Origin of the sequence: Anoxybacillus sp. LAT27 (assembly GCF_022030075.1) — a bacterium.
GTDB lineage: Bacteria > Bacillota > Bacilli > Bacillales > Anoxybacillaceae > Anoxybacillus > Anoxybacillus kestanbolensis.
Genome location: NZ_JAIWYK010000441.1, coordinates 1 through 12,470, shown reverse-complemented (window position 1 = coordinate 12,470; position 12,470 = coordinate 1). Strand labels below are relative to the sequence as shown.

Genomic DNA, 12,470 nt, shown 5'->3' with positions numbered 1-12,470 from the left:
GAGCGTGCTGGGCAATTATGGACATAGTGAACACAATGATGCGGGTGTAGTTTAGTGGTAAAACCTCAGCCACGAGCGACGCATCGTCGAATAAGCGGCGAGTTGCCTCGACGCATCGATCATCATTGAGTAAGCTGGAAGAGGAAGAGGCATGGGTTGAGCGTGCTGGGCAATTATGGACATAGTGAACACAATGATGCGGGTGTAGTTTAGTGGTAAAACCTCAGCCTTCCAAGCTGATGTCGTGGGTTCGATTCCCATCACCCGCTCCATACATACGGGGACAACGCAGTGTTTCGTTTCGAAGATGAACGGGGCATTGCGTTTTTTTTATTTCGCTTCGCCCCGTATTTGTTATATGATGAGTTGTGTATGAGCTGTACCCCCATGGATTTGAATAAACATCTCTTTCATCGCTTGTAATATTTGTCCACATTGCGTTTCTGTAAATGAGGGCAGAAAATATACGATTTGAATTGCATTTGTTGTTTGCTCTGTAACCATTGTTCGTTTCGAATCAACGATTGGGCTGCCGAACGGGCCTTGAGCGTCTTTTGTGACGAGTTTTCGATCAAAATTTGTCGTCCGATCATTGATGCCGATATATTCATCTGCTTGTGTACCGATCGTGACGGCTATATCTCCTGTTAGATGATCTCGATCATAAATGCCGATCGGTAGTTTATAATATAAGGAAAAAAAGTTATTCACATCGGCCGCCGAGTGAATGGATGGAATAAAACTTTGCTTCTGTACGCGACGAAGCAAACTTTCCGATGAAGGACGATATCGGCTCGGATCTGTGCCAATTTGTTTAAATACAGACCGCCATTCTTTTACTTCTGGCCATTCAGCTAACGGAGTTTGTTCCATATCAAAATATAGCAACTCTTGAAATTGTCGAAGTTTCCCTTTCAACATGTTGGGGGACGGACCGACGACGATTTGATCGTATGTAAGGACACCGATTTTAAAATGGGATACGCGCTGTTTTATTGTGTCACAAATGGTTAACATATCGTTCACTCCTTTTTCTTTACATTGTAACATAAACAACGAAGAAAGGAGGGATTCAGGGATGGACGTTGAAGCGCTAAAAGAAGAAATCATTCAGTATAGCCGAACGATCGGTATTGATAAAATTGGTTTTGCTCATGCGGATCCGTTTTTTGAACTAAAAGAGCGATTGCGTCAACAACAACAACTCGGGTATGAATCGGGATTTGAAGAGCCTGACATTGAAAAGCGGACGAATCCGTCTTTATTGCTTCCAGAAGCACGTTCTATTATTGCGATTGCCCTCGCGTATCCGTCAAAGCTAAAAAATGCACCGCGAAGCACGAAAACAGAACGAAGGGGCATTTTTTGTCGCGCATCTTGGGGACGAGATTATCATGTTGTTTTACGCGATCGCTTGCAAAAATTGGAGAAATTTATTTTAGAACGTGTGCCAAACGCAAAAGTCAAATCAATGGTGGATACAGGGGAACTGTCGGATCGTGCGGTGGCGGAACGGGCAGGGATCGGATGGAGCGGGAAGAACTGCGCCATTATTACACCGGAGTTTGGTTCGTATGTTTATTTAGGTGAAATGATTACGAATATTCCATTTCCCTCTGATACGCCGGTCGAAGACGAATGTGGAACGTGCACGCGCTGCATCGATGCTTGTCCAACGGGTGCGCTTGTGCAAGGGGGACAGCTGAATGCGAAGCGCTGCATCGCCTTTTTGACACAAACGAAAACATTCATTCCAGATGAGTTTCGCGATAAAATAGGAAACCGATTGTATGGATGTGATACGTGCCAGCTTGTTTGTCCGAAAAATAAAGGAAAAGACTTTCATCTACATCCGGAGATGGAGCCGGATCCAGAAGTGGTGAAACCTTTATTAAAACCGCTTCTTCATATGACGAATCGCCAGTTTAAAGAAACGTTTGGACATCTATCTGGAGCATGGCGTGGAAAAAAACCGATTCAACGAAATGCTATTATTGCATTGGCTCATTATAAAGATGAAAGTGCTATCGATGATTTATTGATATTGCTTCAAAAAGATTCGCGTCCAGTCATTCGTGGAACAGCGGCGTGGGCGCTTGGAAAAATCGGAAATTATGAAGTAATACCAATGTTAAAGAAAGCAAAAGAGCGGGAACAAGATGAAGATGTCATTCGTGAAATTGAAAAAGCGTTAGCGATGCTTGAAAATGTGTAGTTGTTTTTCTTTCATCTCTGACATAACGTATTAAAAAACGAAAAAGTGGTGAACGGGATGAGAAAACGACTACACGATCTTCTCGATGAACGCATTCGTCATTTTTTTGTTAGCGATGTGATAGACGAAGAAGTGGAAAGAAAACGAAAGCTGTTGGTGAAGCGGAATGCGAAACTTGTGAAATGTGAAGGAAAAGGAGCGATCATCGAAAAAAAACATATCGGGCTACACACATTTGTGCGCTATATTGTTCATTTTCGTTTTGTTATTTCGCAAAATGGGTGGTTGTATGTGGAGGAACAACAAGAGGTGCGCGAAGCAACATTTGAGAAAAATGAACTTGTAGATGATCGTCTTGTTTTGCCACATGTTGAGGCGGGACAAATAGAAAAAACACAAGAACGAGATGACGATGAACGCGTTCGCTATACGTATGATCGACTAGCTGCAGTACGATATGCTGAAATATGGTGGAATGATTATAATCCAGAGTTCCAAAAATTCTCTGTAGATTGTACAAATTTTATTTCACAATGCTTGCATGCGGGGGGCATTCCGATGATGGGCTATCCCAATAAAACAAAAGGATGGTGGATGAGGAAAAACGATTGGAGTTATACGTGGACAGTCGCAAACGCGTTTCGCTGGTATTTAAGCGGATCGAAAACAGGCATTCAAGCGGTCGAAAAAAAATCGCCGGAACAGTTGTCTCTCGGTGATGTCATTTGTTATGATTTTCAAGGGGACGGACGATTCGATCATACGACGATCGTTGTCGCGAAAGATAAACAAGGGATGCCGCTTGTAAACGCTCATACGTCCAACAGCCGTATGCGTTATTGGTCATACGAGGATTCAACCGCTTATACGCCGAATATTCAATATAAGTTTTTTCATATTATTGATCGAATATAGGAGTGAAGAATGTGGCTTTACATGTCGTTTTATATCAACCAGAAATTCCGGCAAATACAGGAAATATTGCGCGTACGTGCGCGGCAACAGGCACATCGTTACATTTAATCCGTCCACTCGGATTTTCGACGGACGACAAAATGTTAAAACGTGCCGGATTAGATTATTGGGACTACGTTGATGTGCATTATTACGATTCATTGCAGGAGCTTTTTGATAAATATAAAGAGGGAGAATTTTTCTTTATTACGAAGTTTGGAAAAACATATTACACGTCATTTGATTATAGTGATCAAACGAAAGATTACTTTTTCGTTTTCGGTCGTGAGACGAGCGGATTACCAAAAGACTTAATTGAAAACAATATGGAACGTTGTTTGCGCATTCCGATGAACGAATATGTTCGTTCGCTTAACTTATCGAATACCGCAGCCATTCTCGTATATGAGGCGTTAAGACAACAAAACTTCCCAAATGTATTTTAAGCGACTTTCATTTGAAAGTCGCTTAATTTTTTACTTCTGGCTTATCGTTATATCCTGCTGTAAAAATAGCAGCTAAGAAGGCGAAAATGACGCCAAGCACAAGAAGCGTTTTCATACGAAATCTCCTCCCTTATGAAGTGACAAGAAAATGTCCGCGCTTTCATTATAGCTTAATTGTATACCAAGATGAAAGTCATACTTTCACGAATGATTACGGACATCCTTGCATACATATGGTATTAATCATGACGCTAGACATCAAAGGTGGAGGAGGTCCGTGTATGGACATTTTGAAAAAAATACAAAAATATAGAGAAGAAGAACAAAAATTAAAGTGGGAAGGGACGTTCGCGGAGTATTTGGAAATTGTAAAAGAAAAACCATGGGTAGCTCAGTCTGCTCATTCTCGCGTTTACAATATGATCAAAGATGCGGGCATAGAAGAAGTAGACGGAAAGAAAAAATACAACTTTTTTAGCGGGCAATTGTTCGGGCTTGAGGAAGCGCTAGAGCGGCTTGTGGAAGAATATTTTCATCCAGCTGCTAAGCGATTAGATGTTCGAAAGCGTATTTTGTTGTTGATGGGGCCGGTAAGCGGAGGAAAATCAACGCTTGTGACGATGCTAAAGCGAGGGCTTGAAGCTTACTCATATACCGATCGCGGTGCTGTATATGCCATTAAAGGGTGTCCGATGCATGAAGACCCGCTCCATTTAATTCCGCATCATTTGCGTGATGAGTTTTATAAAGAGTACGGTATTCGTATTGAAGGAAACTTGTCGCCGTTAAATATGATGAGACTTGAAAAGGAATATGGTGGACGCATTGAGGATGTAATGGTCGAACGCATCTTTTTCTCGGAAGATAAACGTGTTGGGATTGGGACGTTCAGCCCGTCCGATCCGAAGTCGCAAGATATTGCTGATTTAACAGGAAGCATCGATTTTTCGACGATTGCTCAATATGGATCGGAATCAGATCCGCGCGCATATCGCTTTGATGGGGAGTTAAACAAAGCTAATCGTGGTATTATGGAATTTCAAGAAATGCTAAAATGCGATGAAAAGTTTTTATGGCATTTGCTTTCTTTGACGCAAGAAGGAAACTTTAAGGCAGGACGATTTGCGCTCATTAGTGCCGATGAATCGGTTGTTATTTGATATCTACTAAAAGTATATAAAAGCGTAAAAACAAATATGACTAAAAAATAAAAAAACTTCCCTTCAGTGGGAAGCAGAGGAGATAGTGTTTAAAATGATTTTAGGGTTAATGTAAGCATGCAGATTAAATTTCCCTTTACCTGTTTTTTCTAGCACAATGTAATCAAAGATCCCTCGTAAAATTTCATTCTTTTCGCCTTTAGATAAATCACCGTTTACATACAAGTCATACAAAGTTTTAAATCCTTGCTGTATAGACTCAACATTTACTTCTTCAATTTGCTCCTTATGTGTTTCTGCTTGCAAAAAATAAAGTTGTCTTTCTTTTTCTTCTTTTTGTTTTAAAATTTCTGCCCGATCTTCTTCATATTCCTCGTCTGTTATTTGTCCTTTCCGCAACATTCTCCGCAAAGCAGTCAATTCACCATCCAGACTTTCTAACTGTTTTTGTATGAGTAAAACTCGGTCAGTTGGATTAACAGAATTTTTCTGTTTCATTTTATCTAAGTCAATCATTTCTTCAAGCCTTTGTCTTAATATTTCAGTATCGACATTAATGAAATCTTCTTGCAGGATGCGGAGAATTTCTTGTTCTACAGTTCTATACTTCATATAAACCCTGCAAGCCAAACAATTTAGAAATTCTTTGTTATATACAGACTGTGTACCGTCTTTTTTCGTATAGTATTGTCTAGAGTACTGCCTTTGCATTTTATTTCCGCAACCTGAACAAACGATAAGTCCTGCTAGTGGTTGAGGCTCAAAATCTAATCTGACCTTAGGACTGTTTTTATTTTCTTCCATGATTTCAGCCGCTTTTTCAAACGTTTGTTTGTCAATCAATGGAGGATGGGCATTTTCTGCCACTATCCAGTCTTTTTCCTCCAGTTTTATTTTTTTCTTATTTCTAAGCCGTGTGGTTCTAAATTGTACGGTGCCAATATACACAGGGTTTCTCAATATTCGTCTAATCACCATGGGCTTCCAATATGTTTTTCCCGTTGGGGTAGGAATCCCTTCTTCTCTAAGTTTTGTACTAATAGCGTTATAACCAATGCCATGATTTACATAATAATCAAAAATCTTTTGCACTACCCATGCGGTTTCTTCATCGGGTTCTAATCTCTGGGTAAAACTATTAAATTTATATCCATACGGAATCCCGCCGCCACCCGTCATCCATCTGCCTTGTACTGCATATGTATAGCGTGCTTCCCGCATTCGTCGCGTTATTTTGCTATATTCCATATTGGCGAAGAACATATGGAACTTAATGTATTCCATGTCGTTATCATCAAGAGGATCAAATGTTTGAAATGGAGTTATAATGTAAATGCATTTTTCTAATATGATTTTTTCTAGAAACCCCATCTGCTCATATGAACCACGTCCCAGACGGCTTATATCTTTAACCATTATAGCAACTGTGCGTGGTTTTACATTTTGCAATTGTTCAATAATATGTCGAAAAACAGGCCGTTCCTCAATAGCATCTGCACCGCTTCCTACTTCTTCGTATAAATCCCAGTCGTAGTGTTGGTATCTTTCATTTAAGATTCTTTCCAATAACGCTCGTTGTTCTGCTAGTGTATCCTGATCTGTCTTTTTTTCCCGTTCCAAGTCTTGTCGAGAACGACGGATATAAGCGTATATATACTTAACACTGGATGGTAACTTACTATCCATATACCCATTCCCCCTGTTTTGGTATGTGTTTAACGACTATTATACTACTAAATATACATATGTAGCACATACAAAAATACAATAGTTATTGCTATAAACTCACAAGAAAATGAGACTTGGGATTTTTGTATAAAATAACCTAAGATTAGGTGTTTGGTATAATTAATATATGAACTCAATATATTTTTAGAATTTTTGTTACAAGGGGGAGGGGATAGGATGATTGAAATCGTATGGGAAAGAATAAAGGAATGTGAAGGTCAAGTTTTCAAGCAAATTCGTGGAGGAGAGTTTACGTACAAAGTTAAGGGAAATTCTATTGAGTTAAGCAGAACTAATCGCTCAATATCAAAAAATACTTTTAAAGAAGCACTAAAATATGTACCGTTAGAAAATACTGTACCTGTACAGCACTTGCAGGCTCCGTCTTATTTGTTTGCAATATTGATGGACAGGAGAGTAAGGCAAAATGATTGGTAATAGTAGAAGAAGATAAAAATTGAATATTGGACCTTTACAAGAAGTTTATGATGTAGTATCATAAAAGCAATCTAATTTTAGTATATTGTTATATATTGGTATATTTTTATATATAATAAATGGTTTGTTGTTTAATATACGGAAATTTTAACGTTTATATTTATACGATATCTCCTTCTTTTTAATACACGGAGAAGAAAAAATATATAATACACCGCATTTAATAGTTGAATATGTGCATATATAAGGCTATTTGTGCCCGTTTATATGGGTGTATTATGTATTTTTATAAATTCTGTGTTTAAAAAGGAGGAGTTTTTTATGCAAAAAAATCAATTTGGTAAGAACGGAAAAAAAGTGGGTTATCTTGTTCATCTTGATCCAATTCAAGATAACAGTATTGAATTATACTTAGAGTCACAAGTAGTAAGTGCAATATTGGAGGAAACTGTAGGCTTGAAAGTAGAGGGATATCTTTCATATAAAAACAATCCCGCTGCTGCAACGGATTTTATGGAAGGGCTCAAGAAACGCCAAATCGACACAATTATTGTGCATGATATCGAAATATTCAACAAAAGTATTGTGGATTTGTTTATACAAAACGGTTTTCATTTCATTGTAGTAGAGATTGATGAGTTCAACTCTAAATACCGAGTTTTTGAAATAGAAAACAATGGTAAAATAGATACTTCTACGGTTTATCTCAAAAGAACAAATGCTCAATGGCACCGTCTTAAAACGAAATACAAAAAGGCTATTAGCAGAAATAGAATTGTTGCGAAAAATCTTAATAACATCTGCGAGCAGTTGGGAGTTTAGTCAATTATTCTTTGATAAAATTCATTTTATAAATAATGATAAAGCAAAACACATTTTGTTTTAGATACTAAAATATTAAAACTTAAGATACTAAAAAGAAAAGCAAGAGGGGCTGTCTTAACAATCCTCTTGCTTGATTTGAAGAAAATTTATCGTTTCTACTCAATTTCTTCACAACATTCTAGCAGTGCTCTTCCGTAATTTATTCCGGCATTGTAAACTTGAATAGGACTAACAAAAAAGAGCCAAAAAATAATAAATGAAATTGTAAATAAGATTGAAATTATTTTTAGGATAGGTACCGCAGAAATATTAATTCCTATCCCATAATTATTATAAATTAAAAGCAATTGGATTATTAATAAAGAAATACAAATGAACAAGCCTAATGGTTTAAGTCCCAGTAAGTTTCTTAATTGCCCATAGTAAATGTTTTCGTTAAAAACCAAAGAGTATTTAGTCCTATCTCTAGTACTTTGTCTTAAATAATCAATACATGAATCATATATTCGGTTGGCCACACTAGGATTATTTACTTCTTCATTCTCTGTTGGTATATCCAAGTTTGTTAATAATCTAAGTTTTTGGTGATACCGCTTTTTGGTATCGATGTTTAGAGTATTATCATTATGCCTTAATATTAATGTGGCAGGAAGAGCACCCCATTGAGCCACTAATTTGTCTTGCTTTTTTTTACCTAAGGTTCTTGCTAATACAGATAGTGGTATTGAAATCCCCAATCCAACTATTAAACTAATAAAAGTACCTTCAAGTGAACTGATCTCAGGAAACCATAAATATAACCAAATTATAATGGGAGAGACTGTTAAAAGGGACGGATAATATCTCGCTTTTCTTTCGTATGTATTTAATATAACTTCAAGATTCATATACATCCTCCCCTTTAAACTCTATTTTTCTACTTTCGAATTAAAGGACAAGGGAGTTAATGAAACCCATCCGGACCTTGTTGGCATATTTTTGAAATGCCTGATGGTGGTTCCTCTTGTTTCAAAAACTTTTGCTCCTCTTCTAATGAATGCATTAACTACAACTTTTTTTGGATGTTCAGTGGTTTCTTTAGAAACAGATACAAACACGGTTTTGTTAGGTTCTTCCCCCTCTGTTACCTTTTCACCTATTATCCTGTCTAGAACGCTTGGCGAAACGTTGCGACGACTACCGTGATGCGGCATTTGAACAAATTTACACCTCTTTAAATCAATACCTAATGAATCAGCATAATCTGCGCTATTATGAAGTGCTTGTTTTCCAGCATCGCCAGTAAGTAATACCTTATAATTCTCTATATCTCCGTAGAGTACAACACTGCTTTCATTTCTTGCTCCCGTTGATTCATAGTCTTCACTTAAAGTTTCCATGTCCCAAGTTTCGTCTATCCATTCCAAAATTTTTGCATAGGTTTCCGTAATTGCTTTTCTAATCAAATTTTCTTCTTTTTTTTCTGGCATATTAGGGAAATCAGGTAATAAATCATTAATATACCAATCCCTGTTCGGTGACAGTACTAGAAAATCTCCTATATATTCCCCTGCAAAAGGTTCATAAATGGGAATTTCCTTTTGTATTGCAATCTCATATAATTGGTGTGCCTTATTTAAAGAGTTTTTAATTCGTTCGGATAAACTATTATCAGTAATCCTACCATCTTTGAACATATCTCTTATTTCAGAAGAGTGTTCCCATGGGAGATGCATCCACAATTCTCCAACTTCTAATTCTTCAAGAACCGTTACTAACCCAGAAACATGATCAATATCAGGGTGAGTATTAACTACATAATCTACGTAACTAGTCCCATAATAATTTTTTATATGTTCAACAACTTGTTTGCCAGATTCTTTAGTTCCCCCATCAACGACCATAATTTTATAATTTCCCTCTTTACCATACCTAATCACTATAGCATCGCCATTTTTTGTGTTCTCTCCAACAGGTAGAAATTCAATTTCTATTCCCATTAGCCAATCCCCCTATTCTAACCAATATATGTATTAAAAATTATAACACAATGGTGTTTTAATAAATAGAAAGTATGTATAATTTTGGATAATATGAATTTATTCTTAATGTGTTCATGTTTTTTAATAATTAGGGGAGGGCTTACATTTTCAAGAAACAATTGAATTTAATACTTTTTGGTTACGTTCTTATTATTTGAAGATACATTTCTTAGTACTATTAGATTACGATAGCAAAGACATTCGAAGGGACGAAAAACACTTCTAAAACTGAGGGACAAAGTTAACAATAGAAAAAAGTCATAGTTTCGTTCTTTGTCTTTTTATTACTAGTTTGGGCTTTATGATAAAATAATATTATATGGAAAATTAGATTATATTAGTTGTTAGTAATATCAGGAGGTTTACAATGACAGTTAAAGCAGATATAGATTTTCAGAAAGATTTGTTTGAAGCAGCCAATAAAATGCGTGGGAGTGTTGCTCCTGCTGATTATAAACATTATGTACTTCCATTAATCTTTTTGCGCTATCTTTCTAATAAGTACGAACAGCGCCGAAAAGAATTAGAACAAATCGTAAAAGACCCAAACAGTGATTGGTACATGGAAGATGCTGAAATGCAGCAAGTGATTATTTCTGACCCAGATCAATACAAGGCTGAGAACGTCTTTGTGGTTCCTGAAGAAGCAAGTTGGTCTTATATTATGAAAAACGCCAAGCAGCCAAATATTAAAGAAATTCTTGATAATGCGATGAAGCGTCTTGAAGAGGAGAACCCAGAATTAGAAGGCATGTTGCCTCGAATTTACCAAGGTTCGAACTTACCTGCTGAAAATGTGGCGGGCTTAATAGAAATCTTTTCACGCGATGTATTTAGCGCTAATACTCATGAAAGTGTAGACATATTAGGGCGTACATATGAGTATTTTATTAGTTCTTTTGCTGCTTCTGAAGGTAACAGAGGCGGAGAATTTTTTACACCGTCAAGTATCGTTAAGTTGCTTGTTGCTATGCTTGAGCCGAAAAGTGGTATTGTTTTTGACCCTGCGTGCGGTAGTGGCGGGATGTTTATACAAAGTGAAGAATATGCTCCGAATAAACATGCACTTTCGTTTTATGGACAAGAAAATGTAGTAACGACAGTGCGTCTTGGAAAAATGAACGTTTTGCTACATGGCATCAATGCAGAAATTCGTTTAGGAGACTCACTTTTAAATGACCAGTTTCCTGACTTGAAGGTAGACTACATTATTGCTAACCCGCCATTTAACCAAAAAGATTGGGGAGCAGATCGTTTATCGAAAAAAGACCCTCGTTTAATCGGACCTGTAACAAATAGCAATGCGAACTATATGTGGATGCAGCATTTCTTATATCACTTAAATGATGCAGGTACGGCAGGGTTTGTAATGGCAAACGGAGCCATGACAACGAATGTCAAAGAGGAGAAAGAAGTGCGTCAAAAATTAATTGACGAAGGATATATTGACTGCATTGTTCAGTTGCCTGAAAAACTGTTCTTTACAACAGGTATCCCATGTTGTTTATTCTTTTTAAGCAAAAACCGTGACGGTAAAAACGGTTACCGAGCAAGAAAGAATGAAATTTTGTTTATCGACGCTCGCAAAATGGGTACACTCGTTAGCCGTAAGCAAAAAGCGCTGTCCAAAGAGGAAATTGATAAAATCGCTGCCGTTTATCATGCCTACAAATATGAAGAGACAGAAGGATATGAAGATGTTGCTGGTTTTTGCAAAGTTGCAACAATTGACGAAGTACAGGCCAATGACTACAAATTGACACCGGGCATTTATGTTGGAACAGAAGTATCTGATGTAGACGATATACCATTTGAAGAAAAAATGGCTGAGTTAACTCAGCGTCTTTTGGAACAGTTTGAAGAGTCTAATCGCCTTCAAGAGAAGATTAAGAAAGACTTGGAGGAATTAATGTGATTGAGTGGAAAGAGTTTGCCTTAGAAGAAGTAGTAGAAAAATTTATTGATTATAGAGGAAAGACACCGAAAAAAACAGCAAGTGGTGTACCATTAATCACAGCAAAAATAGTAAAAAACGGTAGAATTAACACTCCGAATGAATTTATTGCTCTTGAAGATTACGATAAATGGATGACTAGAGGAATCCCGCAAAAAGGGGATGTCGTCATGACGACAGAAGCACCATTGGGAGAAGTTGCTCAGTTATGTTTTGATGGAAAAGTGGCATTGGCCCAAAGGATTATTACCATGAGAGGGAAAGTAAATGTACTTGATAATGGATTTTTAAAATATATGCTTCAATCCCCTTTGATGCAACATAGAATACACTCTCGTTCTTCAGGGACAACAGTTATTGGGATAAAAAGTTCTGAATTAAAAAAAATACCAATTCCAGTACCACCTATTGATATTCAGAAAAAGATTGCTTCAATTCTTGGAAGTATTGATGAAAAGATAGAACTGAACTTAAAAATGAACAAAACCCTCGAAGAAATGGCAATGACGCTGTACAAGCATTGGTTTGTTGATTTTGGACCATTTCAAGATGGGGAGTTTATGGAGTCGGAATTAGGGATGATTCCAAAGGGATGGGAGGTTGTGAGTTTAGGGAATCTTATTGAGATTAAACATGGATATGCTTTTAAGAGCAAATACTTTGGTATTATGTCAAGAAAATAGACATGTAAAATCGAGAAAAACTTTAAAACCCTACTACCGCACTTCG

The 12,470-nt window shown here is 37.1% G+C and carries 11 protein-coding genes, 1 tRNA gene and 1 pseudogene; 9 read left to right on the top strand and 4 right to left on the bottom strand.

Going from position 1 to position 12,470, the window contains the following annotated elements; translation table 11 throughout:
• Positions 1 to 198 precede the first annotated feature (198 nt).
• A tRNA-Gly gene (locus LD028_RS15430) sits at positions 199 to 272 on the top strand.
• Positions 273 to 354: 82 nt separating this feature from the next.
• On the opposite strand, the gene LD028_RS15425 is transcribed toward LD028_RS15430, so the two are convergent.
• Positions 355 to 1,017 carry a B3/B4 domain-containing protein gene (locus tag LD028_RS15425; protein ID WP_237812293.1) on the bottom strand — a complete coding sequence of 221 codons (663 nt, stop codon included), beginning with the start codon at positions 1,015 to 1,017 and terminating at the stop codon, positions 355 to 357.
• Positions 1,018 to 1,078: 61 nt separating this feature from the next.
• Here LD028_RS15425 and queG point away from each other — a divergent pair, with 61 nt between their 5' ends.
• The 4 genes and pseudogenes from queG to LD028_RS15405 form a co-directional block, all read left to right on the top strand.
• A complete protein-coding gene (gene queG, locus LD028_RS15420) occupies positions 1,079 to 2,215 on the top strand; it encodes a tRNA epoxyqueuosine(34) reductase QueG (protein ID WP_237812292.1) in 1,137 nt (378 codons plus the stop codon).
• Positions 2,216 to 2,272: 57 nt separating this feature from the next.
• Positions 2,273 to 3,130 (top strand): amidase domain-containing protein, encoded by an 858-nt coding sequence (locus LD028_RS15415; RefSeq protein WP_237812291.1) that lies wholly within the window; start codon positions 2,273 to 2,275, stop codon positions 3,128 to 3,130.
• Positions 3,131 to 3,141: 11 nt separating this feature from the next.
• A complete protein-coding gene (trmL, locus tag LD028_RS15410) occupies positions 3,142 to 3,615 on the top strand; it encodes a tRNA (uridine(34)/cytosine(34)/5-carboxymethylaminomethyluridine(34)-2'-O)-methyltransferase TrmL (RefSeq protein WP_041638913.1) in 474 nt (157 codons plus the stop codon).
• Positions 3,616 to 3,896: 281 nt separating this feature from the next.
• Positions 3,897 to 4,769, top strand: a pseudogene (locus LD028_RS15405) (protein prkA); the annotation flags it as partial.
• A 69-nt stretch (positions 4,770 to 4,838) separates the two neighbouring features.
• Here LD028_RS15405 and LD028_RS15400 read toward each other — a convergent pair.
• Positions 4,839 to 6,461: a recombinase family protein gene (locus LD028_RS15400; protein WP_237812290.1), complete on the bottom strand. Its 1,623-nt coding sequence runs from the start codon at positions 6,459 to 6,461 to the stop codon at positions 4,839 to 4,841.
• A 219-nt stretch (positions 6,462 to 6,680) separates the two neighbouring features.
• Between LD028_RS15400 and LD028_RS15395 the strand changes: the two genes are divergently transcribed.
• Together LD028_RS15395 and LD028_RS15390 are read left to right on the top strand one after the other, a co-directional pair.
• A complete protein-coding gene (locus LD028_RS15395) occupies positions 6,681 to 6,941 on the top strand; it encodes a hypothetical protein (RefSeq protein ID WP_111646563.1) in 261 nt (86 codons plus the stop codon).
• A 321-nt stretch (positions 6,942 to 7,262) separates the two neighbouring features.
• Positions 7,263 to 7,763, top strand: a complete 501-nt coding sequence (locus LD028_RS15390) for a hypothetical protein (RefSeq protein ID WP_237812289.1) — start codon at positions 7,263 to 7,265, stop codon at positions 7,761 to 7,763.
• 158 nt (positions 7,764 to 7,921) lie between these two features.
• On the opposite strand, the gene LD028_RS15385 is transcribed toward LD028_RS15390, so the two are convergent.
• Together LD028_RS15385 and LD028_RS15380 are read right to left on the bottom strand one after the other, a co-directional pair.
• Complete coding sequence (locus tag LD028_RS15385; RefSeq protein WP_237812288.1) at positions 7,922 to 8,653, bottom strand: hypothetical protein; 732 nt, start codon at positions 8,651 to 8,653, stop codon at positions 7,922 to 7,924.
• A gap of 21 nt (positions 8,654 to 8,674) precedes the next feature.
• Positions 8,675 to 9,745 carry a ComEC/Rec2 family competence protein gene (locus tag LD028_RS15380; RefSeq protein WP_237812287.1) on the bottom strand — a complete coding sequence of 357 codons (1,071 nt, stop codon included), beginning with the start codon at positions 9,743 to 9,745 and terminating at the stop codon, positions 8,675 to 8,677.
• 409 nt (positions 9,746 to 10,154) lie between these two features.
• On the opposite strand from LD028_RS15380, the gene LD028_RS15375 reads away from it, so the two are divergent.
• Positions 10,155 to 11,702, top strand: coding sequence for a type I restriction-modification system subunit M (locus tag LD028_RS15375; RefSeq protein ID WP_237812286.1), 1,548 nt, complete (start codon positions 10,155 to 10,157; stop codon positions 11,700 to 11,702).
• Positions 11,699 to 12,424 carry a restriction endonuclease subunit S gene (locus LD028_RS15370; RefSeq protein WP_237812285.1) on the top strand — a complete coding sequence of 242 codons (726 nt, stop codon included), beginning with the start codon at positions 11,699 to 11,701 and terminating at the stop codon, positions 12,422 to 12,424. Before LD028_RS15375 ends, LD028_RS15370 begins: the two co-directional genes overlap by 4 nt.
• Positions 12,425 to 12,470: the final 46 nt, after the last annotated feature.